Source organism: Janthinobacterium sp. (genome assembly GCF_031995485.1).
GTDB lineage: Bacteria > Pseudomonadota > Gammaproteobacteria > Burkholderiales > Burkholderiaceae_D > Janthinobacterium.
The window spans coordinates 43,216-66,736 of record NZ_DAMAGB010000041.1 but is presented as its reverse complement, the minus strand read 5'-3'; the positions used below and the strand labels follow the sequence as shown (position 1 = coordinate 66,736).

Annotated in this window: 22 protein-coding genes and 1 tRNA gene; 11 read left to right on the top strand and 12 right to left on the bottom strand. The window is 64.4% G+C overall.

All coding sequences use genetic code 11. The annotated features are described in order from the left end of the window. Positions 1-193: 193 nt before the first annotated feature. On the top strand, positions 194-1,330 hold the full coding sequence (locus RTQ46_RS20380; protein ID WP_312439410.1) for a HAMP domain-containing sensor histidine kinase: 1,137 nt from the start codon (positions 194-196) through the stop codon (positions 1,328-1,330). Here RTQ46_RS20380 and RTQ46_RS20375 read toward each other — a convergent pair. The 4 genes from RTQ46_RS20375 to RTQ46_RS20360 form a co-directional block, all read right to left on the bottom strand. Then, entirely contained in the window at positions 1,325-1,807 is a 483-nt protein-coding gene (locus tag RTQ46_RS20375) for a VOC family protein (protein WP_312439409.1), read from the bottom strand. The genes RTQ46_RS20380 and RTQ46_RS20375 overlap by 6 nt on opposite strands. 91 nt (positions 1,808-1,898) lie before the next feature. After that, positions 1,899-2,966, bottom strand: a complete 1,068-nt coding sequence (locus RTQ46_RS20370) for an acyltransferase (RefSeq protein WP_312439413.1) — start codon at positions 2,964-2,966, stop codon at positions 1,899-1,901. Between the two features lie 194 nt (positions 2,967-3,160). Then, positions 3,161-4,501 carry a hypothetical protein gene (locus RTQ46_RS20365; protein ID WP_312439408.1) on the bottom strand — a complete coding sequence of 447 codons (1,341 nt, stop codon included), beginning with the start codon at positions 4,499-4,501 and terminating at the stop codon, positions 3,161-3,163. Between the two features lie 93 nt (positions 4,502-4,594). Beyond that, the gene (locus tag RTQ46_RS20360) at positions 4,595-4,909 is read right to left on the bottom strand and encodes a helix-turn-helix domain-containing protein (RefSeq protein ID WP_312439407.1); all 315 of its coding nucleotides are present in this window, start codon (positions 4,907-4,909) and stop codon (positions 4,595-4,597) included. A gap of 106 nt (positions 4,910-5,015) precedes the next feature. On the opposite strand from RTQ46_RS20360, the gene RTQ46_RS20355 reads away from it, so the two are divergent. After that, positions 5,016-6,104 carry an NADH:flavin oxidoreductase/NADH oxidase gene (locus tag RTQ46_RS20355; RefSeq protein ID WP_312439406.1) on the top strand — a complete coding sequence of 363 codons (1,089 nt, stop codon included), beginning with the start codon at positions 5,016-5,018 and terminating at the stop codon, positions 6,102-6,104. On the opposite strand, the gene RTQ46_RS20350 is transcribed toward RTQ46_RS20355, so the two are convergent. Continuing rightward, entirely contained in the window at positions 6,098-7,591 is a 1,494-nt protein-coding gene (locus RTQ46_RS20350; RefSeq protein ID WP_312439405.1) for an MDR family MFS transporter, read from the bottom strand. The genes RTQ46_RS20355 and RTQ46_RS20350 overlap by 7 nt on opposite strands. A gap of 73 nt (positions 7,592-7,664) precedes the next feature. Next, complete coding sequence (locus tag RTQ46_RS20345; RefSeq protein ID WP_312439404.1) at positions 7,665-8,063, bottom strand: VOC family protein; 399 nt, start codon at positions 8,061-8,063, stop codon at positions 7,665-7,667. Positions 8,064-8,181: 118 nt separating this feature from the next. Between RTQ46_RS20345 and RTQ46_RS20340 the strand changes: the two genes are divergently transcribed. From RTQ46_RS20340 to RTQ46_RS20330, 3 genes are all read left to right on the top strand, one after another. Continuing rightward, a complete protein-coding gene (locus RTQ46_RS20340) occupies positions 8,182-8,937 on the top strand; it encodes an SDR family NAD(P)-dependent oxidoreductase (RefSeq protein ID WP_312439403.1) in 756 nt (251 codons plus the stop codon). Between the two features lie 61 nt (positions 8,938-8,998). Next, a tRNA-Lys gene (locus RTQ46_RS20335) sits at positions 8,999-9,074 on the top strand. A 100-nt stretch (positions 9,075-9,174) separates the two neighbouring features. Further along, positions 9,175-9,768, top strand: a complete 594-nt coding sequence (locus RTQ46_RS20330) for a YigZ family protein (RefSeq protein ID WP_312439402.1) — start codon at positions 9,175-9,177, stop codon at positions 9,766-9,768. Here the strand turns inward: RTQ46_RS20330 and RTQ46_RS20325 are convergent. From RTQ46_RS20325 to RTQ46_RS20315, 3 genes are read right to left on the bottom strand one after another with little or no spacing between them, the layout of a single operon-like run. Then, positions 9,765-10,304 (bottom strand): hypothetical protein, encoded by a 540-nt coding sequence (locus RTQ46_RS20325; protein ID WP_312439401.1) that lies wholly within the window; start codon positions 10,302-10,304, stop codon positions 9,765-9,767. The two genes, RTQ46_RS20330 and RTQ46_RS20325, sit on opposite strands and share 4 nt — an antisense overlap. Then, a complete protein-coding gene (locus RTQ46_RS20320) occupies positions 10,301-10,690 on the bottom strand; it encodes a hypothetical protein (protein WP_312439400.1) in 390 nt (129 codons plus the stop codon). Before RTQ46_RS20320 ends, RTQ46_RS20325 begins: the two co-directional genes overlap by 4 nt. Positions 10,691-10,699: 9 nt before the next feature. Continuing rightward, entirely contained in the window at positions 10,700-11,077 is a 378-nt protein-coding gene (locus tag RTQ46_RS20315; protein WP_312439399.1) for a nuclear transport factor 2 family protein, read from the bottom strand. A 268-nt stretch (positions 11,078-11,345) separates the two neighbouring features. Between RTQ46_RS20315 and RTQ46_RS20310 the strand changes: the two genes are divergently transcribed. The 6 genes from RTQ46_RS20310 (at position 11,346) to RTQ46_RS20285 (ending at position 18,491) form a co-directional block, all read left to right on the top strand. After that, on the top strand, positions 11,346-12,746 hold the full coding sequence (locus RTQ46_RS20310) for a cation:dicarboxylate symporter family transporter (protein ID WP_312439398.1): 1,401 nt from the start codon (positions 11,346-11,348) through the stop codon (positions 12,744-12,746). An 80-nt stretch (positions 12,747-12,826) separates the two neighbouring features. Then, a complete protein-coding gene (locus tag RTQ46_RS20305; protein ID WP_312439397.1) occupies positions 12,827-13,591 on the top strand; it encodes a histidine phosphatase family protein in 765 nt (254 codons plus the stop codon). Positions 13,592-13,603: 12 nt separating this feature from the next. Beyond that, positions 13,604-14,482, top strand: coding sequence for an NAD(P)H-hydrate dehydratase (locus tag RTQ46_RS20300; RefSeq protein WP_312439396.1), 879 nt, complete (start codon positions 13,604-13,606; stop codon positions 14,480-14,482). Positions 14,483-14,597: 115 nt separating this feature from the next. Continuing rightward, positions 14,598-17,084, top strand: a complete 2,487-nt coding sequence (locus RTQ46_RS20295; RefSeq protein ID WP_312439395.1) for a TonB-dependent receptor — start codon at positions 14,598-14,600, stop codon at positions 17,082-17,084. A gap of 18 nt (positions 17,085-17,102) precedes the next feature. Further along, positions 17,103-18,020, top strand: coding sequence for an S-adenosyl-l-methionine hydroxide adenosyltransferase family protein (locus RTQ46_RS20290; RefSeq protein ID WP_312439394.1), 918 nt, complete (start codon positions 17,103-17,105; stop codon positions 18,018-18,020). A 174-nt stretch (positions 18,021-18,194) separates the two neighbouring features. Beyond that, a complete protein-coding gene (locus RTQ46_RS20285; RefSeq protein ID WP_312439393.1) occupies positions 18,195-18,491 on the top strand; it encodes a hypothetical protein in 297 nt (98 codons plus the stop codon). 121 nt (positions 18,492-18,612) lie between these two features. Here the strand turns inward: RTQ46_RS20285 and RTQ46_RS20280 are convergent, their stop codons facing one another. The 3 genes from RTQ46_RS20280 to RTQ46_RS20270 form a co-directional block, all read right to left on the bottom strand. Beyond that, a complete protein-coding gene (locus RTQ46_RS20280) occupies positions 18,613-21,834 on the bottom strand; it encodes an efflux RND transporter permease subunit (protein WP_312439392.1) in 3,222 nt (1,073 codons plus the stop codon). 3 nt (positions 21,835-21,837) lie between these two features. Then, positions 21,838-23,025, bottom strand: a complete 1,188-nt coding sequence (locus RTQ46_RS20275) for an efflux RND transporter periplasmic adaptor subunit (RefSeq protein WP_312439391.1) — start codon at positions 23,023-23,025, stop codon at positions 21,838-21,840. A gap of 239 nt (positions 23,026-23,264) precedes the next feature. Next, positions 23,265-23,521: divergent PAP2 family protein (locus RTQ46_RS20270; protein WP_312439390.1), on the bottom strand; the 257-nt coding region annotated here is incomplete at its 5' end.

Sequence of the window (23,521 nt, the reverse complement as noted above, 5' to 3'; positions counted from 1 at the left end):
GAGCAGCGGACTTTTAATCCGTTGGTCGCAGGTTCGAATCCCGCACGGCCTACCAAATACTACAGAGAAGCCAACCGTTCGCGGTTGGCTTTTTTGTTTTCCGGGCTTGTACGCAAGGCAATCTGGTACTATCGTAAAATAATGACAAGATGCAGCATCAGGCGTCCCGTCCCATTTACAGGCCAGGCAGACAATGACCTTTGCGACCGACCAGAATCCCGACGGCGATGGACTGTCCGCGCTGTCACTGCGCCTGCTGGAATTGCGCGAGCAAGTCATTGCCTGCTGGGGCCAGCTGACGCGCGAAAACGTGGATCCGGCGCGCGGCCTGCCGCAGCCCATCCTGATCAATACCCTGCCCGTCTTCTACGACAACCTCATCGAGGCGCTGACGCCCGGCTATCCGCGCGCCACGGCCGTCAGCCACGTCAATATCGCCGGCGTGCATGGCGACGAGCGGGCGCGCATGACCAGCTATGGCCCGGAACAGGTGATCCACGAATACCAGCTGTTTCGCGAGGCGTTTCTGCATGTGCTGGGCCAGCACGCACTCGAACTCGATGGCGTGCAATGGGCCATATTCCACGCCTCGATCGACCGCGCCATGCGCGAGGCGATCAGGAATTTCACGCAAGTGCATCAATCGCTGCGGCACCGCACCGCCGCTGCCCTGTCGCACGACATGCGCGGGCCGCTGTCGGTGATCACGAATGGCGCGCAGGTGCTGCGGCTGCGGGCGGACACCAATGAACAATTGCGCGAGACGGCCACGCGCATCCTGGAAAATGGCCAGCGCCTCAATGGCATGGTGGAAGAGCTGCTGGAGGCGCTCAGTTTCGACCCGCAGCATGCGGTGCCGCTGACGATCGCGCAGATGGACCTGACGGCAACAGCCGAAGCGGTGTGCCGTGCCATCAACGACAGCGGCGCCGGCCAGTGCGAACTGACGGGCGAGCGCGTGACGGGCTACTGGTGCCCGAACGGCATGCGGCGTGCGATCGAGAATCTGACGGGCAACGCGCTCAAGTATGGCGACGGCGGCCTGGTCACCATCCATGTCAGCCAGGGCTACGAACGCGCCATGCTGTCGGTGCATAATTCCGGCTCGACCATTCCGTCAGCCAGCCGCGACCGCATTTTCGAATACCTGCGGCGCGAAGACAGCGGCAAGGCCAGCGGCTGGGGCATCGGCCTGCCGTTCGTGCGCAGCGTGGCGCAAAGCCATGGCGGCAGCGTGGTGGTCGACAGCTCTCCCGAAACCGGCACCACGTTCACCATCGACATCCCGCTCGACAGCCGGCCGTTTGTCGGCAAGGCGAATGCGTCATGAGCTTGCTGCGCGCACCGCCGCCTCGATCGCGGCCACGTCGATCCTGCGCATGCCCATCATCGCCGCAAACGCCCGCTGCGCCACTTGGCCGCCCTGCGCCATGGCCTCGGTCAGCACGCGCGGCGTGATCTGCCACGACACGCCCCAGCGGTCCTTGCACCAGCCGCATTCGCTTTCCGTACCGCCATGCCCGACGATCGCGTCCCAGTAGCGGTCGGTTTCCGCCTGGTCATCGGTGGCGATCTGGAACGAGAACGATTCGTTGTGCTGGAAGGCAGCGCCGCCATTGAGGCCGATGCAGGCGACGCCGCACACGGTGAACTCGACCACCAGCGCCGCGCCGGCCTTGCCGCCGGGGTAATCGGATGGCGCGCGGTGGATCGCGCCCACTGCGCTGTCGGGAAAGGTGCGGGCGTAAAAGTTTGCGGCCTCCTGCGCGTCATGGTCGTACCAGAGGCAGATCGTGTTCTTTGCCATCGTGATTCTCCTTGAGGGTGCGTGTTCACCGTAATGTACAAGGAAACATCGGTCCGGGCCTATACCTTACGGACAGGCAATCGCACGCTGCTCACACCGATACCGACCGCACCGGCGCCTTGCCCGCCAGCGACTGCACCACGCGTCCCAGCGGCAACTCCACCCAGCGGTGGAACGCGGCGCCGGCCACCAGGCTGGCGGCCCAGGCCGTCAGCATGCCCAGCGCCTGCCATTCCGGCGCCAGTGGCGCCCAGGTCACAAACGCCGTGTTGACCAGCAGGCTGACAGGAAAATGGATCAGGAACACGGCATACGAAATGCGCCCCAGCATATTGACGGCGGTCCAGGCGCGACCATGCAAGACCGTGGCGTTGCGCCCGCACAGGAACAGCACGCAGGCCACCGCCAGCGCCAGCTCGATGCGGCTGCGAAACTCGAGCGCCAGCGCCAGCCACACCGGCACCACCAGCAACAGCATCAGCGCGATCACGGCGCCGTTCCGGCGGCGCGGGTCGCTGGCCCACCAGGCCAGCATGCCCAGGCCATAGCTGCCAAAGAAGTATGGCGCCCAGTTATCCCAGCCGGCATCGAGATTGAAATACAGCAGCGACAGCGCCACGCCCGCAGCGACCATGTCCGGCACCAGCCAGGCCAATGGCCGCTGGCCGGCGACACGCCCCGCCGTCCACAGCGCCAGCGCCGTCAGGGCATACAGCTGGAAATCGATGGCCACATACCAGGCGCCGGCCGACAGCGATTCGTAGCCGAGCACGCCATGCAGCAGCAGCGCATGCGCGCTCAACTGGCCGAAGGTGGCCGGTGCCGAAATCGAATCGTGGCTCATGGCGCTGGACGCCAGCGCATTGGCCAGCGCGGCGATCAGCGTGGCGGCGATAAATGGCGGCGCCAGCTTGATATAGCGGCGCTGGATTGCCTGCAGCGGGGAGGCGCACGCGTTCAAGCCCGGCAGCCCGCCGGGCGCCAGCGACTTGGCGGCCAGGAAGCCGCCGATAACCAGAAACACCTGTACCGCAATGCGCGCGCTGTCGCCGAGCCAGTCGATCAGCGCTGGCCACATGGGCTGCACGTGGTCCGACATCGGGCCGTAGAACGCCAGGTGGTGCAGCACGATCAGCTGCGCCGCGCCTGCCTTTAACACATTGATCAAGCCAAACTGCGGACGGTTTTTTGGGTCCGCGTGAGATACCGTTGCTGCTGTCATTCCCATCCCTTGCCATGCCAGGTACTTCTCGCCGCGCCCTGCGCGAACTGGCGCAGGAGCGGTGATTTTTCCAACAGGCCGACATAATAGCCGAGCTGGGCAATGCGGTGACGCGCGGTTGCTGGCTGGATTTAATCTTTGCGCGAAAAATCCGCCCGCAACAGGGTCTGGATCAGCGCCCCACCCTCCTCCCGCGCCCGCACCACGATGGCCATCGACGGCAGGATCAACAGCACGCCGGACTGGCCGTCCATGCTGTTGATCAACTGCTCCAGCTCGCGCCCGACCGACTCGGGACGCTGCAGCTTTTCCGCCAGCTGCGCTTCACATTTACCAAGCGCGTCGGTGCGGCGCGGACACTGGTCGACACGCACGAACGGAATATGGCGCTCTTTCAGGCGCGCCGACAGCTGCGCCACGATGGCATCCTGGCTGCCGTCGAGATAGACGGAATAACCGGTACCGCTCAAGCCCAGCCTGGCAAACAGCAGCATCGAGACATGGACGCCAAACGCCTGCACGGTAGCGTTCGGCACGTACGCGAAGGGCGGCGCATAGTCCTGGCCGAACATCTTGCTCAGGTCTGCCGCCTTGGCGGCACGCCAGTCCTGCAGGCAGCCGGCCTGGCCAGCGGCAAAGCATTGCGCATAGCCGGACTGCTCGTCGATAAACAGTTCCTCGACCGGATTGGCGCCAGCCTTGACCTGGGCCATCGGCTGCACCTCCCACTTGCCGGCAGCGTTCTTGCGCCAGGCGAGGCTGGTGCGCGCCCAGCTCCACACGCGCTCGTAGGGGTTGACATGCTCGTCCAGCGCTTCGGCCAGGTAGGTGCGGGGCAAGCCGATGGCGTCGCGGTAGCCGCCATCGGCATCGGCCACCAGCACCACCGACGGCGCATCCTCGCTGTCCACCAGGGCGAACGACGTGCCGTCCGGCGAGACCGCCGCCAGCGTGTTGGCATGCAGGCTGTAGCGGCCGGCCAGCGGATCGGGCAGCACGGTGGTCTTGACGGGGAGTGCGCGCAGCAGCAAGCCCGGCTGCAGCTGGCCCGGGAAATACAGCAGGCCGGGCGCCATCGGAAAGCCGTGTGGAAACGCCCTGGTGGCACGATACTGGAAGGCGCCCGCCGCGACCGGCTGCACCACGGCCTTGCCATCGCGTTCGTAGGCCAGTTTCAGTACCCTCTCGTGCTTTTCAAACACCTCGACAACATACACGGGCTGCGCCAGGCCGGCCCAGCGCGTGAGATCTTCCGCGTCCCGGATCAGGACCCGGTCGCGGTACAGCAGCCGCTTCGAGGCGATCTCGGTCGAGGTCAGATAACCGCCACCCTGGCGATACAGGATGGACAGCGCCGTGAACGGGCCTTCGGGCGTGGCGTCGGTGACGCTTTCGCCGCGCTTCAATACGCCGGCGTAAGGACCTTCGGGCGGCTCGGTATAGGGAGAACAGGCGGCCAGCAATGCCGCCATCAGCAATAATGAGAGACGCGCGCAAGCTGCCATTCGTATTGATTCCCCAAGGTATGCTGCAAAATCGGCAATATCGGGATATTCTACGGCAACTCAGCCCGCGTTCGCGGGCGCGTGCTGCAGGATCGCCGTCAGCAGGCCGGGGAAACGGCCGTCGACATCGTCGCGGCGCAAGCGGTTCATGTGCGTGGTGCCGGTGTTTTCGGTCCACACCAGCCCTGCTTCGCGCAGCACCTTGAAATGGTGCGACATGGTGGACTTCGGGCGTCCGCCATCGAGGTCGCCGCAGGCGGCCGCCTCCACGCCAGCCAGGTGGCGCACGATGCCCAGGCGTATCGAATCGCTGAGGGCGTACAGTACGCGTTCGATCACGAAGTCGCTGGCAGGTGGGTGTTTGTGTGGGCGCATAAGCAGAATCATACACTATGCGCTATACTCCTTCCATTCTTCGAAAACTTTCGAAGTACCGAATTGATGCACTTCACGATCTACCCTACTTTCCTTAAAGGCCGCCATGTCCGCTCTGTTCCAGCCCTACACCCTCAAAGAGATTACCCTGCGCAACCGTATCGCCGTGCCGCCGATGTGCCAGTACATGGCCGTTGACGGCCTCGCCAATGACTGGCATCTGTCGCACTACGCCGGCATGGCGCGTGGCGGCGCCGCCCTGGTGATCGTCGAAGCGACGGCCGTCTCGCCGGAAGGCCGCATCACGCCGGGCTGCACCGGCATCTGGAGCGACGCGCTGGCGCAGGGCTTCGCGCCGATCGTGAAAGAAATCAAGAAAGCCGGCGCCGTGCCCGGCATCCAGATCGGCCACGCCGGCCGCAAGGCCAGCGCCAACCGTCCATGGGAAGGCGACGACCATATTCTTGACACCGACCCGCGCGGCTGGCAGACCATCGCCCCGTCGGCGATCGCCTTTGGCGGCGGCCTGGGCAAGGTGCCGCGCGCCATGACGCTCGACGATATCGCCCGCGTGCGCCAGGACTTCGTCGACGCCGCCCTGCGCGCGCGCGAAGTGGGCTTCGAATGGCTGGAGCTGCATTTCGCCCACGGCTACCTGGGCCAGAGCTTCTTTTCGGCGCACTCGAACCAGCGCGACGACATCTACGGCGGCAGCCTGGAAAACCGCAGCCGCTTCCTGCTCGAAACGCTGAAGGCCGTGCGCGAAGTGTGGCCGGAACACCTGCCGCTGACGATCCGTTTCGGCGTGATCGAATTCGACGGCCGCGACGAGCAAACGCTGCTCGAATCGATCGGCCTGGTGCGCCAGTTCAAGGACGCCGGCATGGACATGATCAGCGTCAGCATGGGCTTTACCATTCCCGACACCTCGATTCCCTGGGGGCCGGCCTTCATGGGTCCGATCGCCGAGCGCGTGCGCAACGAAGCCGGCGTGCCGGTCTCGTCGGCCTGGGGCTTCGGCACGCCAACGATTGCCGAGCAGGTGGTCAGGGATGAACAGCTGGACGTGGTAATGGTCGGCAAGGCCCACCTGGCCAATCCGCACTGGGCCTATTTTGCGGCCAAGGAACTGGGCCTGGAGCGCGCCTCGTGGACCATGCCGGCGCCGTACGCGCACTGGCTGGAACGCTACTGATCAACCTTTGCTTTTTCCGTTGCCGGATGCCCTTCCAGGGGCAGTTCCGGCAGGAACAGCAAGGCCAGCAAGCCCAGTAGCAGCAGCACCGCGCCGGCGCCGAACACGCTGGCAATCGCGTGGCGGTAGACCTCTACCGTCTGCGCGGCGGCGTGGCCGCCCAGCGCCGAGACCGCCTCCATGCCATGCGCATGCAGCTGGTAGGCGAGGATGGCGCCGGAACCGGTCACGCCCAGCAAGCCGCCCAGCGAGCGAAAAAACGCCAGCATGGCCGTGCCCACGCCGCGGCGCGCGAGCGGCAAGGCATTTTGCACAGCGATCGTCATGTTCGGCATCACCAGGCCCAGTCCCGCCCCCAGGAAAAAGATGACCGGCTCGATCACCCAGTAACCCCTGGCCGTTTCCATCGCCCAGGACAGCACGCCGAACGCCGCCACCGCCACCGCCAGACCCGCCACCTGCACCATCTTGTACTTGCCCGAGCGCGACAGCACGCGGCCGTTGACCATCGACGACATCACCAGCCCCACCATCATCGCCACCGTCATCACGCCCGATTCGGCCGGACTGGTGCCCATCACCAGCTGGAAGAACAGTGGAAAGAACACGCTGGCGCCCATCAGGCCCATGAAGGTCATCGCCATCACCAGGCTGGCGATATTGAAAGTGCGGTTCAAGAACAGGTCGGGCGGCAGCACCGGCTCGTCGATGCGCCGCACATGCAGCAGCAGCGCGGCCACCAGCAGCACGGCCAGGCCGCCGCTGACTTTCACCGCCATGCCATGCCACGGCCACTCGGTGCCGCCCAGCGCCAGCACCAGCAGCGCCGCCGTGATGGCGCCCGTCAGCAGCACCGAGCCCAGGTAATCGATCTTGTGCGCATGCATCTTGACCGGCTTGCGCATGGCTTTGGCGATAATGTAAAAGGCCACCGCGCCCACCGGCAGGTTGACGTAAAAGATCCAGTGCCACGACAGCGCATCGGTGATGACGCCGCCCAGCACCGGCCCCAGCACGCTGGTCACGGCGAACACGATCGGCACCATGCCCTGCCGCTTGCCCCGTTCGGCCGGCGGCACGATGTCGCCGATAATGATCTGCGCCAGCGGCATGAAGCCGCCCGCCCCCAGTCCCTGGATCGCGCGGAAGATAATCAGCTCCGTCATGTTCTGCGCCAGCCCGCACAGCACCGAGCCGAGCAAAAACGTCAGCAGCGCCGTGAAGATCATCGGCCGGCGGCCGTACTGGTCGGCCAGCTTGCCATACAAAGGCATGGTGGCGGTCGACGCCAGCACATAGGCGGTGACCACCCACGACAGGTGCGCCATGCCGCCCAGGTCGTCGACGATGCGCGGCAAGGCGGTGGCGACGATGCTCTGGTCCAGCGCGCCCAGGCCCAGCACGGCCATCAGGCCGATATACACGGCGTTCACTTCGCGTTCGGTGATGGGGGCGGCGGCGGGCGTGGCTTGGGTCGTATCAGTCATTGGTATCAGGCCTGCGGGACGGGTTGTTCTTCCGTGCATCCTAGCGCAAAACACGGCCAGGCCGATTCCCGTATCAGGCCGGCGGTTCCGCGAGCTGTTCCGAAATCTCGATCAGGTTCAGGTCCGGGTCGCGAATATACACCGAGCGTATCGGGCCGGTCGCGCCCGTCCTTTGCACCGGCCCTTCCACGATGGGCCAACCCTGCTGGTTCAGATGCGCGATCACCTCGTCGAGCGGCACGGCAGCGATAAAACACAGGTCGAGCGCACCGGGCACCGGCAGGTGCGCCTTCGGCTCGAACTCGGCGCCGCGCTGGTGCAGATTGATTTTCTGGTTGCCGAAGCGAAAGGCGATACGGCCGGCGCCGAAGGTTTCCGGCTGCATCTGCAGCACGCTGGTATAGAAATGCCGGGTCGCATCCAGGTCGGTGCAGGTCAGCACCAGATGGTCGAGATGGGAAATCAGCGCCATGTTGGCTCCTTGAAAAGTGGGTAAAAGCCGGCCTTTCTCCGGCAGGCATGGCCATGATACAAGGCGCTTATTCGACTACAATTTACCCCACCTCTTTTTTATCTCGCAAGGACACACGATGATCGTCTTTATTACCGGCGCCACCGCCGGCTTCGGCGCCGCCATGGCGCGCACCTTTGTTCGCAATGGCCACCGGGTGATCATCAGCGGCCGGCGCGCCGACCGCCTGCAGGCGCTGGCCGCCGAGCTGGGCGAGGCCGCCCTGCCGCTGCTGCTGGACGTGACCGACAAGGTCTCGATCAGCACCGCGCTCGACAGCATTCCCGCAGCCTGGCAAGCCATCGATGTGCTGATCAACAACGCCGGCCTGGCGCTGAACGTGGCGCCGGCCCACGAGGCCTCGCTGGAAGACTGGGACACCATGATCGCCACCAATATCAGCGGCCTGGTCGCCATGACGCGCGCGCTGCTGCCGGCGATGGTGGCGCGCAGCAGCGGCACCATCATCAACCTGGGCTCGGTCGCCGGCGACACGCCCTACCCTGGCGGCAATGTGTACGGCGCCACCAAGGCCTTCGTCGAGCAGTTCACCCTGAACCTGCGCGCCGACCTGGTGGGCACGGGCGTGCGCGCCACCAACCTGGCGCCGGGCCTGTGCGGCGGCACCGAGTTTTCCAACGTGCGGCTGAAAGGCGACGACGCGGCGGCGGCCAAGGTCTACGAAGGCACGCAGCCATTGACGGCCGAGGACATCGCCGAGACCGCCTACTGGATCGCCACCTTGCCGCCGCATGTCAACGTCAACCGCATCGAGATGATGCCGACCTGCCAGGGATATGGGGCGCTCAATATCAAGCGCACGCTGACGCCGTAAGCGAAGAATCGCGCGGCATGCCTTGCAAAATTTCACGGCGCCGGTCATAATAGCCGCCCTTGGGTCGTTAGCTCAGCTGGTAGAGCAGCGGACTTTTAATCCGTTGGTCGCAGGTTCGAATCCCGCACGGCCTACCAAGAATTTGCTGGATGTAAAAGCCAACCTTCACCGGTTGGCTTTTTGCATTTCAGCACGCATGTTCTATCATGCCGGCAGTCCATCCAACCTTGCCATCCCATGCCCTTCACCATTGCCGCCCCCGTCCACAGCGAACTGATCATCAAGAAAAGCCGGTTTATCGGTTGCGTGCAGCCGATGGCGGACCGCGCCAGCGCGCAGCAGATTGTCAATGGCCTGAAGGCGCAGCATCCGGGCGCCGTGCACGTGTGCTGGGCGCTGGTGGCGGGCGGGCAGTCGGCGGCGGTCGATGATGGCGAGCCGAGCGGCACGGCCGGGCGGCCCATGCTCGATGTGCTGCGCCACCAGGACCTGGAAGGCGTGCTGGCCACCGTGGTGCGCTATTGGGGCGGCGTGAAACTGGGCGCGGGCGGCCTGGTACGGGCCTACACCGACAGCGTGGCGCAGGCGCTGCTGCAGGCGGAAAAGACCGCCATCGTGCGCCAGCGGGCGCTGCGCTGCACGGTGCCGTATGCGATGGAGGGGATGCTGCGGCGCGAACTCGATGCGGCCGGCGCGACCTTGCTGGAGGTGGCGCACGGCGACGTGGTGCGGTTCGATTTCAGCCTGGCCGAAGGCGCCGCCAGCGCCCTGCTGGCCCGCTTGCATGAGGCGGGCAACGGGCGCATTGCGTGGTTAGACGACCAACATTAGAGTGGCAAGGGAAAGCTGCGCAAGCTGGCCAGCCTGGCCCTGACCTCGGCAATTTGCTGTTCATCGAGCCTGATCTCGAAGTCGATCAATGAGCCGGAGTAATTGCAGACATGGTTCCAGATGCGCTTGACGGTCAGCGTCTCGCCCTGCAGACGGGCGTCGAGCAGGCTGATCTCGAGCGAGCCGTCGTCGCGGAACGCATATTTGCCGCCCGGAGCGCGTAGCACGGCATGCGTCCAGCTCTGGTTTTGCGCCGTCGAACCCGGCCACAGCTTGATCCTGAAAAAGCCATCGATCCGGTCCACCAGGGAGCCGATATCGTTCAGGATATGGTGCACGCGCTCGTCGCCGGTATCGCGCAGCCACTTGGAATTGGCCGCGTAGTCCAGCTCCAGCACGATGTCATAGTAGTCGCGCGCCGTGCCGGCCTGCGCCAGTTTGCGTCCGAAATAGCTCGGTTCGAGCGCATCGAGCGCGTGCACCAAGTGGGTCAGCGACGCCAGCGTTTCGGCGATGGGAACAGGCTGCGTCATCATGCGTCCTTCGGCCTTCTCGCCTGCAACAGGATGAAATGGATCCACGCCAGCGCCGGCAGCACCACCAGCACCAAAGCCAGGCCAGCCGGCATGGCAGGCAGGAAGTGGATGCCGGCCGCCAGGAAACCGGCGGCGGCCAGCCAGAAGCGCCAGTCGAAAGCATAGGCCTTGCGCGCCACTGTCGCCAGCGCGATGCGCCAGAATTCGACCAGCGCCCAGACGCTGCCGGCCAGCAGCAGCGCCGTCACGGTATTGGCTTCGGGCGCGTCCGGATAGGTGCGCACCAGGTGGTACAGCAGCACGGGAAAGCCGCCAGCGACCGCCAGGGTGGCAGGACCGGCCGCGATGATGGCTTCGACCAGCTGCCCTTTTGAACGATGATCCACTGCCGGCTCCTAGGCGACCGCGCCCGAATGGGCGGCGATCACCCGCAGCGACCCGTCGGCAGATTGCACCCATACGCGCGTAAAGCGGAAGTCGCCATGCGTTTCGGTGTCGTGATAGGTGCCTGTCAGCTGCACGCGCACCGACACGACCGCCACATGGCCGTTGATGCGGACCTGCTGCTCGGACGCGTGCAGTTCGGTAATCGTCAGCAGGCGCTGCCGATGCGCGGCCAGGTCGGCCTGCTTGCTCAGCAGATGGCCCAGGTGGTTGGTAAACACCAGGTCGTCGGCCAGCAGGGCGTCAAGTTGCGCGACGTCGGAATCCATCATGGCCAGGCGCAGGCGCTCTTCCGCATTGAGGACTTGTGCTTCGTTCAGTTCGTTCATGTTTTCCTTGTGAGATGGCATTCGGGGGATCAAGCAAAGACCAGGCAAGCATGCCATGCCGGCCTGCATTCTACTATCCGCCGGACGGCTTATAACCGGCGCACATATTCATATAGCGTAATATTCGCAGCCAGCCGCACCTGCCCGCCCCCATAGTACGGTAGAGTGCCTGCCCTTCGGCACCAGAGCAGCTGCCATGTTGCAAACGGCAAAGTTCTATAAAATGCCGTGTGCAGTCAAAACCAAGAAAACCAGGATAAGGCCCTTTATGGCAATCACCATCATTCTCAATCTGATCATCGCGCTGCTGGTCATCGCCTTCATGTTCCGCCAGCAAAGCCGCCACGCCACGTTTACCGTGCGCGTGTTTACCGGCCTGGGCCTGGGCGTGCTGCTGGGCGCGGCGGCGCAAGCCATCTATGGCGCCGACGCGGCCGCCATCGCCGGCACCAATGAATACCTCGATATCGTCGGCAGCGGCTATGTCAAATTGCTGCAGATGATCATCATGCCGTTGATCATGGTGTCGATTATCTCGGCCATTCTGAAACTCAAGGACGCGAGCTCGCTGGGCAAGATCAGCGTGCTGACCATCGGCACCTTGCTGATCACCACCACGGTGGCGGCCGCCATCGGCATCCTGATGGCGAAACTGTTCGGCCTCACCGCCGTCGGCCTGACTTCGAGCGCGGCCGAGGTGGCGCGCGGGGTGCAGTTGCAAGGCTCGCTGGAAACGGCCAAGGCCCTGTCGCTGCCGAAACTGCTGATCAGCTTTGTGCCGTCGAATCCCTTCCTCGACATGACGGGCGCGCGCAAGACCTCGACCATTGCGGTGGTGGTGTTCGCCATCTTTATCGGTATCTCGGCCACCGGCATCGCCGCGAAAAAACCCGAGATCTTCGCCTCGTTCGAGCAGTTCATGAAAGTGGCGCACGCCATCGTCATGCGCATGGTCACGCTGGTGCTGCGCCTGACGCCCTACGGCGTGTTCGCGCTGATGTTCGAAGTGGTGTCGAGCTCCAGCTATACCGATATTTTAAAACTGATCAATTTCGTGGTGGCCTCGTACAGCGCGCTGATACTGATGTTCCTGGTGCATCTGGCGATCATCGCCGGCACCGGCCTCAATCCGCTGCGCTTCGTGAAAAAAGTGTTCCCCGTGCTGGCGTTTGCGTTCACCTCGCGCACCAGCGCCGGCTCGATCCCGATGAGCGTGCAGACCCAGACCCGCCGCCTGGGTACGCCGGAAGGCATCGCCAACTTCGCCGCCTCGTTCGGCTCGACCATCGGCCAGAACGGCTGCGCCGGCATTTATCCGGCCATGCTGGCGGTGATGATCGCGCCCACCGTCGGCGTCGATCCGTTTACCATCAGTTTCCTGCTGCCCTTGCTGGCGATTATCACCATCGGTTCGGTCGGCGTGGCCGGCGTCGGTGGCGGGGCCACCTTTGCCGCGCTGATCGTGCTGTCGGCGATGGACCTGCCGGTGGCGCTGGCCGGCCTGCTGATCTCGGTCGAGCCGCTGATCGACATGGGCCGCACGGCGCTCAACGTCAGCGGCTCGATCACGGCCGGCACTGTCACCAGCCGCGTGATGGGGCAGACCGACCTGGCCGTCTACAACAGCGACGCGGCCGAGGACCTGGACGAGGCCGAGCACGCCATCTGAGGTTCAACGACCGAGTGCGCCACCGTTTGCCGCTTTCGTCTATATTGATGATTAATTGATATGAATGAAAGAGGCAGGCGATGGAACAGAAATGGCCGCAACAGATTTGGATCGTGCGTCATGGCCAGAGTGCCGGCAACGTGGCGCGCGATACCGCCGAAGCAGAAAAGCATCTGCTGATCAATATCGCCGAGCGCGACGTCGACGTTCCCCTGTCCACGCTGGGCGAGCAGCAAGCCCAGGCGCTGGCCGACTGGTTTGTCACCCTTCCTCCTGAGCAACAACCAACCGTGGTGCTGTATTCGCCGTACGTGCGCGCGCATGAAACGGCGCAGGCGGTGCTGTCCAGACTCGACAAATCGACGCTGGTGTCGGTGGTGGCCGATGAGCGCCTGCGCGAAAAGGAATTCGGCATCCTCGACCGCCTGACCGTGCACGGCATCGCCAGCAAATACCCGGAACTGCACGAGCAGCGCCAGCACGTGGGCAAGTTCTATTTCCGCCCGCCCGGCGGCGAAAGCTGGTGCGACGTGATTTTGCGCCTGCGCAGCGTGCTCGACACCGTGACGCGCGAATACCGCGGCGAGCGCGTGCTGATCGTTGGCCACCAGGTGATCGTCAACTGCTTCCGCTACCTGCTGGAACGCTGCGACGAGCAGGCCATCCTGGCGATCGACAAGGCGGCCGATGTGCCGAACTGCGGCGTGACCTCCTACGCTTTCAACCCCGCGCTGGGCAAGCACGGCAAGCTGCAGCTGGACCTGTGCAATTTTGTCGCGCCGCTGGAAGAATCGGGCACGCCCGTCACCGACCAGCCGGACATGCCGGCCGCGCCGAAAGCCTGACAAGGAGAGCGCATGGATGCCACCGCTATCACCGCCGCCCTGCTGCGCGGCTGGCCGCTGCCGATGCCCACGCCCGATGGCGACAAGGAAGTGCGCGGCCACCTTTTGATTATCGGCGGCTCGCGCGAAATGCCGGGCGCGATTATCCTGGCGGCCACGGCCGCCCTGCGCGCGGGCGCCGGCAAGCTGACCCTGGCCACCGCCGCCAGCGTGGCGCCGCAAGTGGCGGTAGCGATGCCGGAAGCGAAAGTCATTGGTCTCGAAGAAACGGCGCACGGCGGATTCCGGCGCGAAGCGAAAGACAAGCTGGCGCCGCTGGCCGGCAAGGTCAGCGCCGTGCTGGTCGGCCCGGGCATGAGCGACGACGCGGCCAGCTGCGAACTGATGCGCACCCTGCTGCCCGTGTTCGCCAACAGCCACCTTATTATCGATGCCTGCGCCATGAACGTGGTGTGCAACCCCAGCAACTTCCGCTTTGCCCAGCCGGTACTGATCACGCCGCACGCGGGCGAGATGGCGCACCTGACGCGCCAGAGCAAGGAAGCGATCCTGGCCGATCCGCTAGCTGCCGCCATCGAAGCGGCGCAGCGCTGGAATGCGGTGGTGGCGCTGAAGGGCGCCTCCACCGTGATCGCCACGCCCGACGGCCAGTGCTGGTCGCACGAGGGTGGCAATGTAGGCCTGGCGATTTCCGGTTCGGGCGATACGCTGGCCGGCATTATCACCGGCCTGGCCGCGCGCGGCGCGCCCCTGGAGCAGGCCTGCGCCTGGGGCATCGCGCTGCACGCGCTGGCAGGCGACCAGCTGGCGCTGCGCTTCGGCATACTCGGCTACCTGGCGCGCGAAATTCCGGCCGAGATACCGGCGCTGCTGCGCCATTTGGCGGCCTGAAGCTTGCATAAAAACAACAGCATAAGCATATCCGGAAAGAATCGTTAGTCCGGCCGCCGCCCTCCCTTAAGCTTCGATCAATTGTTTCCACATGATTAAGCTTAAAGGACCTCCCGTGCCACGACGCCACTTTTCCGCCAGCCTGCCTGCCACGCCCCTGCGCGCCATCGTTGTCGCCTGCGCCATGCTGGCCGCAGCGCCCGCCTGGGCACAGGAAACTTCCGACACCACGCCCGAGGCTGCCGGCATCGACCAGGTGACCGTGGTCGGCTCGCGCGTGCGCAACCGCACCGTGTTCGACAGCACGGTGCCGATCGACCGCTTCGGCGCGCGCGAAGTGTCCAACGCCCTGTCCAGCGGCGACGTCGGTGCGGCCCTGCAGAACCTGTCGCCATCGATCAACTTTCCGCGCATCGAATCGAGCGGCGCGTCGGACTCCGTGCGCGGCATTCAGCTGCGCGGCCTGGCGCCAGACCAGGTGCTGGTGCTGATCAATGGCAAGCGCCGCCATACCAGCGCCGTACTCGATACGGAAAGCAGCTTTTCCGGCACCGTGCCGGTCGATATCAACGCGATCCCGCCCGGTGCGATCGACCATATCGAGATCCTGCGCGACGGCGCCGGCGCCCAGTACGGCAGCGACGCGGTGGCCGGCGTGATCAATATCGTGCTGAAAAAAGCCCGCACGGGCGGTGCCGCCTCGGTCAGCTACGGCGCCAACCACACCCATTTTGACCCGACCGGCCAGACGCTGACGGACGGCCAGACCAGCATCGTCAACGCCGACTATGGCGTGCCGCTCGGCGACGCCGGCTACTTCCGTTTTGGAGCGGAAACGCGGCGCCGCTCGCCGACCGAGCGCGCCGGCACCAGCGACGCGGGCTGGACCTCGTACAACTTCACGCCGGCCGACCAGGCGCTGGACGGCAAGGTGGTGTTCAAGTCGGGCGACTCGCGCCAGCACAACAACTACCTGTTCTACAACGCGCTGCTGCCGCTGGCAAATGGCCTGGACCTGTACTCGTTTGCCACCGTCAATGACCGCAAGTCCGATGGCAGCGCCTATTTCCGCTATCCGGGCGACCCGTCGAACGTGCCGGCGCTGTATCCGAACGGCTACCGCCCCGTCACCAATGGCGACAAGCGCGACGTCAGCCTGGTGGCCGGCCTGCGCGGCACGGCAGCACAGTGGAGCTGGGACCTGAGCGCGCGCCACGGCGGCGACCGCTTCGACTATGGCGTGACGCAATCGGTAAACGCCTCGCTGGGCGCGGCCAGCCCCACCAGTTTCCACTTGGCCAGTTTTGATTTCCGCCAGAATGCGCTGAACCTCGATGCCACGCGCAGCATCGAGCTTGGCCTGCCGGCACCGCTGAACGTCGCGGTGGGCGCCGAGTGGATGCGCGAAACGTATCAAAGTTCCGCCGGCGACCCGGCTTCGTATGCGGCCGGCGCCATCACCGACGCGCCGCCCGGCGCGCAGGCGGGCCCGGGCTTGCGTCCATCGGATACCTACGACGGCAGCCGTCAGATCCGTTCGGTGTACCTCGATGCGGAAACCGATCTGACGCCGCGCCTGCTGGTCGGCGCCGCCGCCCGCTACTCCGACTACAGCGACTTCGGCAGCGCCAGTACCGGCAAGCTGTCCAGCCGCTACAAAGTCACCGAAAACTTCCTGCTGCGCGGCTCGCTGTCGAACAGTTTCCGCGCGCCGGCGCTGGTGCAGACGGGTTTCCGCTTTGCCACGCTGAACTTCAATGCGGACGGCACGGCGCTGCAGACGGCGGCCCTGCTGCCGGCCAGCGACGCCCTGGCGCGCAGCTTTGGCGCGCAGGACCTGAAGCCGGAAAAATCCACCAACCTGTCGCTGGGCCTGGCCTGGAAACCGGCGCAAGCCACCAGCCTGACGGTGGACGCCTACGTGATCCGCATCCGCGACCGCATTACGCGCTCGAGCGACCTGCAAAGCGATGCCGTCACGGCCTACCTGGCGCAACAGGGGCGCAGCGATATCCAGTCGGTGGCCTACCTGGCCAATCTGCTCGACACGCGCACAAAAGGTCTCGATGTCGTGCTGAACCACGATCTGGCCGTTTCCAACGGCAAGCTGAACCTGAGCGCGGCGCTCAATCTGAACAAGACCAGCCTGGACAAGGTGCGCCAGAGTTCCAGTGCACTCTCCGCCATCGATCCCGATCTCACCCTGCTGACGGACACCAGCCTGTTTCGCATCAGGAACGCCTCGCCAAACAGCAAGCTGATCTTGGGCGCCGACTGGCAGGCGGCAAGCTGGGGCCTGCAGGCGCGCGCCACGCGCTTTGGCCAGCTGAAAGACTTTTCATATGACAGCGATGCACCGCTGATCGACGGCATCCCGGCCCAGCGCTTCGGCGCCGTCTGGTCGCTGGACCTGGAAGGCCAGCTGAAACTGACCAGACAGCTGACCCTGAGCGCGGGCGGCAACAATATCCTGGACCGCTATCCGCAGCGCGTGCGCGAAACGAATAACGCCACCTATGGCGGCGCCCTGCCCTACAATTTCATCAACCCGATCGGCGTGAATGGTGCGTACTTCTACGCCAAGCTGAGCTACACTTTTTAATTAGCAATGAAAAAATCCATGATCACCAACACCCTCTCCCGACTCGTCGCCGGCGCCTGCCTGGGCGCGCTGATGCTGTCCACCCAAGCCGCCACCCCGCTGGTGCTGATGACCGACTTCGGCACGGCCGACGGCGCCGTTTCCGCCATGCATGGCGTGGCCTATGGCGTCGACCCCAAGCTGACCATTTCGGACCTGACGCACCAGATTCCCGACTACGATATCTGGCTGGGCGCCTACCGCCTGTACCAGACGGCCAACTACTGGCCCGAAGGCACGGTGTTCGTCTCCGTGATCGATCCGGGCGTGGGCACGGCGCGCAAGTCGGTGGTGCTGAAAACGAAGAATGGCCGCTATTTTGTCGGCCCCGACAATGGCTTGTTTACGCTGATCGCCGAGCGCGACGGCGTGGCCGAGCTGCGCGAGATCGATGAAAAGGTCAACCGCCTGGCCGGCTCCGGCGAATCGTACACCTTCCACGGCCGCGACGTGTACGCCTATGTCGGCGCGCGCCTGGCCTCGGGCGCCATCACGTATGAACAGGTGGGCCCGGTGCTGCCGGGCGAATCGGTGGTGAAGATCGCCTACCAGCACGCTGTGCGCGAGGGCAATACCATTCGCGGCATCGTGCCGGTGCTGGACGTCAAATATGGCAATGTGTGGACGAATATCCCGAAGGCGCTGCTGGACGAATTGCAGGTCAAACTGCACGACCCGCTGCAGGTGCGCATCCTGCACAAGGGCAAGCAGGTGGCAAAAGTGACGGCACCGTTCGAGCACACGTTTGGCGGCGTGGCCAAGGGCAAGCCGCTGGTCTACCTGAACAGCCTGCTGGATGTGGCGGTGGCCATCAGCCAGGGCGACTTTGCAGCCAAGCACCATATCGAATCGGGCGTGGACTGGGAAGTGGAAGTGAGCAAGGTCAATCCGAAGTAATCTGTTGCGGCCGGGGCGTCCTGTCCCGACCCTCTCCCTCGTTTGTAAACTGTGTCGATTTGTAAATCGCGTGAACCTGTGGCCGTTTGCCCACTCTAATTTGGGCAAGCGATGCCAGCCTTGTTCTGCACGAACAAACCATCCAACCGCAGTTTCCAAGCGAAAGGGAACATCATGACGGCTTCATTGACAACCACCAGCAAACTCCTCCTCGGCAGCGCCCTCGCCTGTGCGCTGCTGGCCGGCTGCAACAAGCGCGAGGATACGGTAGCGACGCCACCGGCCACCACGGTCACGCCGGCCGTGCCTGAAACCCCAGCCACACCGCCGGCCGATACGGCGCCTGCGCCGGTCACGCCCGCACCGGACGCCACCACCCCGCCGCCGGCCGGCACCACCAATCCGGATGGGACCACCACGCCGCCGGGCGGGACCACGCCACCGGGCGGAACCACGCCGCCAGCATCGTAGGTCGGGTAGGTCGGATTAGGCCGCAGGCCGTAATCCGACAACATCGTTGGCATATGCCGGTGGTGTTGTCGGATTACGCGCTTGCGCGCTAATCCGACCTACGTGGTTCGCGGCAAACCGGTCATTTATGCAAACTCACCGCCGCCGCCGCAGGCGTCCTGCGTCCCATCAAAAACAGCACGGCCTTTTTCAGCATGCGGTAGACAAAGCGGATCAGCAGCAGGGTCAGCACGCATTCGATCAGGGTCAGCAGGATGGCAAAGACGACCGGCATGCGTTCGGCGCGCCAGTGGTATTTGGCGACCGCGCCATCGCGGGCGATCTCGATGCTGTCGTAGAAGGTCGGCACCACCAGCAGGGTCAAAATGGTCGAGGTGATGGTGCCGCCGATAATCGCAATCGCCAGAGGACGGTAGAATTCGCCGCCTTCGCCCAGGCCCAGCGCCACCGGGAACATGCCGGCAATCAGCGCAAACGTGGTCATCAAAATCGGGCGCAGACGCATGCGGCCTGCATACATCAGCGCGTCTTCGCGGCCGTAGCCTTCTTCCTCGCGCTTGCGCGCCGCGTCGAGCAGCAGGATGGCGTTCTTGGCGACCAGGCCCATCAGCATGATGATGCCGATAAAGCTCATCAGGTTGAGGGTATTGTTGGTGATCACCAGCGCCACCACCACGCCGATCAAACTGAGCGGCAGCGACATCATGACGGCAATCGGCGTCGTGAACGAGTTGAACTGCATCACCAGGATCAAATACATCAGGCCGATCCCCATCACCAGCGCGATCACCATCTGTGTAAACAGTTCCTGCTGGTCCTGGCCGGCGCCGCCCAGCGCCAGGCCATAGCCGGGCGGGAAGTCGATCGACTTGGCCAGCGCCATCGCGTCGCTGGTGACTTCGCCGTTCGAGCGGCCCTGGGCATTGGCGGAGACGGTAATCGTGCGCTTGCCGTTCTTGTGCTCGATGCCGGACGGACCCTTGCCCATGGTAATGGTGGCGATCTGGTCCAGCGGCACCATCTGACTGGTACCCGTCACGCTGATCGGCAGGCGTTCGATATTTTCCGACGCCACGCGGTCTTCGGGATGCAGGCGCACGGCCACGTCGCGCGTCTCGCCGGTCGGATCGACCCAGTCGCCCACTTCCACGCCCGCAAACGCCACGCGCAAGGACTGCGCCGCATCGTTGACGGAGATGCCCATCGAGTTGGCCAGGCCGCGGTTCAGTTCGATTTTCAGCTCGTTCTTCGGATCCTGCTCGGACAGGCCGACGTCAACCGCGCCCGGCACCAGGCGCAGCTTGTCCATGTACGCGTTGGTGATTTCCATCAGCTTGCGCGAATCGGGCCCGGTGAATTCCACCTGGATCGGTTTCTGCGAGCCATTGCTCAGATCATCCTGCACCACATATTCGGCGCCGACCAGGCGCGACATTTTCTCGCGCAGTTCGACCGCCACTTCCTTGGCCGAGCGTTTGCGCGTGTTGCGCTTGCCGATATCGACATAGATGCGTCCGCCTGCCGCCGTCACCGAGCTGTTGGTGTCCTTGGTTTCCGGCAAGGTACGCGCCAGCACGGCCGCCGCTTCCAGTTTCAGGCGCGAATACTCGATGCTGCTCGACGACGGCGTGCGCACATTGATCATCAGGTTGCCCGAGTCGGAGGCCGGCAGGAAGCTGGTGCCGCCGTGCGTGGCATGCAGCGCGATGGCGGCCACCAGCGTGCCGAAAGCGATCACGGCCATCCAGCGGCGGTGATGCAGGGCCCAGGCAATCACGTTGCCGTAGCGGTCGGCCTGGTGGTCGAACCAGTGATTGAAACGGTCGAGCACGGCGCTGATGCCTTTTTTCGGCGCCGTATGATGGTCGGCCGGGTCGCCCCAGTAAGCCGACAGCATCGGGTCGAGCGTAAACGAAATGCCGAGGCTGACCAGCACCGAGCAGGTGACGGTCAGGGCGAACGGACGGAACCACTCGCCCGAGATGCCGGGCATGAATGCGACCGGGATAAACACGGCAATAATCGAAAACGTTGTCGCCGCCACCGCCAGGCCAATCTCGGCCGTGCCTTCCAGCGCCGCCTTGCGGCGGTCCTTGCCCATCTGCATGTGACGCACGATGTTTTCCCGCACCACGATGGCGTCATCGATCAGCACGCCGATCGCCAGCGACAGGCCCAGCAGGGTCATGAAGTTCAGGGTGAAGCCGCACAGCCAGACGGCGATAAAGGCCGCGATCACGGAAGTGGGCAAACTCAGCGCCGTGATCAGCGTCGAACGCCACGAGTTCAAAAAGGCGTAGACGACGAAGATGGTCAGCACGGCGCCCAGCACCAGCGACTCGATTACGTTGTTCAGGCTGTGCTGCGCGTTTTCGCCGCCGTCGCGCGTTACTTCCAGCTTGGTGCCTTCGGGCAGGGTCTTGTTGATCTCGGCCATCATCTCGCGGATCTTGTTGGCCACGCTGACGGTGGAGGCGTCACGCACGCGGGTGATCGAGATCCCCACGTTCGGCTTGCCGCTGCGCACGCTCATGCTGCTCACTTCCGCAAAGCCGTCTTCGATGGTGGCCACTTGCGCCAGGCGCACGATTTCCTCGCCGCGGCGCTTGATCACCACCTGTTCAAAATCCGACGGCGACTCGATGCGGCCCACCAGGCGGATGCTTTTCTCGTCCAGGTTGCCGCGCACCTTGCCCACCGGCGCATTGGTATTCTGGTTGCGCAAAGCCGTCACCACGTCGCTGACGGAGACGTTATATTCGCGCAGCTTTTCCGCACGCAGCAGCACCGACAGTTCGCGCTTCAGCGAACCGCCCACATTCACCAGCGCCACGCCATCAACGGCGCGGAAGCGGTCCGACAGCACGTCTTCGGCCAGGCGCGAGATTTCCGCGTGGCTTTGCGAACTCGACGACAGCGCCAGCTGCATGATGGGCTCGGCGCCCGGATCGATGCGCTGCAGGATAGGTTCGCGCATCTCCAGCGGCAGCTTGTAGCGCACCGCGGCGATCGCGTTGCGGATATCGTCGGACGCCTCGATCAGGTTGGTCTTGAAGGCAAACTGCAGGAAGATGCTGGCCGAGCCTTCATTGGCCGAGCTGTTGATTTCTGTCACGCCGGAAATGCTTTGCAGCGATTTTTCCAGGCGGTTGACCACTTCGCGCTCGACCGTGTCGGGCGAGGCGCCAGGGTAAGGGATGCTGACGACGATAAACGGCACTTCGACGTCCGGGTTCTGGTTGACGCGCAATTTGGACAGCGCCAGCAGGCCGACGCACATCATCGCCAGGATCAATACGATGGTGGCGGTAGGCCGCTTGATACTGAAATCGGAAAGGAACATGGTTTAGTTTCCTTTGGCGACGGCAGGCGCATTGACGCTGCTGGCAACCGCGGCGGCCGGCAGTTTTTTCGGCGCCGCCAGTTCCACCTGCTGGCCATCCTTGAAGGTCGAGCCGGGCGTGCGCAGCACGGCGTCGCCGCTGGCCAGGCCGCTTTGCACTTCCCACTGGCCGGTGCGGATATCGCGCGCGCCGATGCGCAGCACGGTCTTGTGCAGCGCCTTGTCCTTGATCTTCCAGGTGTAGGTCTGGTCGCCCGCCTTGACCAGCGCGGAGTCGGGAATCATCACGGCGCTGACGGTGTCGGCTTCGATGCGGCCTTCCGCATACAGGCCGGCCACGCGCGGCTGGGTCTTGTCATTGAAGTCGACCAGTACCGCCACCTGGCGCGTGACCGAATTGGCGGCCGGATCGACGCGGCGCACCTTGCCCAGGAAATCCTGGCCCGGATAGCCGTTGATGCGGAAACGCACCGCCTGGCCCACCTTGACCACGCCGATCTTGTCGGCCGACACCAGGCCTTCGAGGCGCATGCTGGTCGGATCGATCACGCGTATCAGTTCCTTGCCGATCTGCGCCGTGTCGCCATTCGAGACCTTGCGCTCGCTGACGATGCCGTCGAACGGCGCGCGCACGAGGGTGCGCTGCAGCTGCTGGCGCGCCTGCACGGCGCGGCTCTTGGCGGCCGACAGGTCGCTCTGCGCATTATTGCGGCGAATTTCCGTGTCTTCCAGCGCCTGGGTCGAGGTCATGCCCGACGCGCGCAGCGTCTTCATGCGCTGGAACATGCGCTCCGACTGCTCCAGCACCTGGCTGGCGGCGCGGCTCGCTTCGTCGGCCGAGTTGACGCTGTCGCGGATCGAGGTTTCATCGAGCCTGACCAGGATATCGCCGCGCTTGACCGCTTCGCCGTTTTCCTTCATGACCTGGATCACCACGGCCGACACTTCGGCGCGCAGGTCCGCATTGCGCTCGGGCTGCACCGAGCCGGTAATGACCGGGCCGGAGGCCAGCGCATTGCTTTCGATGGTCAGCACGTCTTCCGGCGACACCAGCAGTTTGGCCGCTGCGCTGGCCGGCGCCTTGCCGTCCTTGCCATCCTTGCCGCCCCCCTTTCCAGGATCCTTCGACTCTTTGCCGCAGGCAGCCAGGGCGGAAGCAATGGCCAGAACAAACAGGGTTTTGCGCAACATGGGTATTTCTCCGGATAGAAGGCTTTGCACGTCGACATGGCAGCCGGATCAGGCGCTGGCGACACACACGATTATTTTTTATTAAAACCACAACCGGCAGAGTATCTCCAGCGCCTTCGGCGATGTCAATCAGCCGATTCCTGTAATGCTTTAATCAGGGGATGAAACGTAGTTTTTACGCCCTGAAACGCAAAACCCCGCCGGGCAGCGGGGTTTTGTATTGACAGCAAGAACGAAAATCAGCGGCCAAAAACCGCATTGACCAGGAAACCGATCGCCACGCCGGTGCACAGGCCGCCGGCGATTTCCACCAGCGTATGGCCCATGCGTTCGCGCAGCCAGGTGTGCGCCGGGCTGGCCGCTTCTTTCGCCAGCCGGTTGATGGCGCCGGCCTGCTTGCCCACGTGCTGGCGCAGGCTGTTGGCGTCGATGATGACGATAAAGGCCAGCGTGACGGCCACGCCGAAGGCCGGGTGGCCGATCCCTTCGCGCAGGG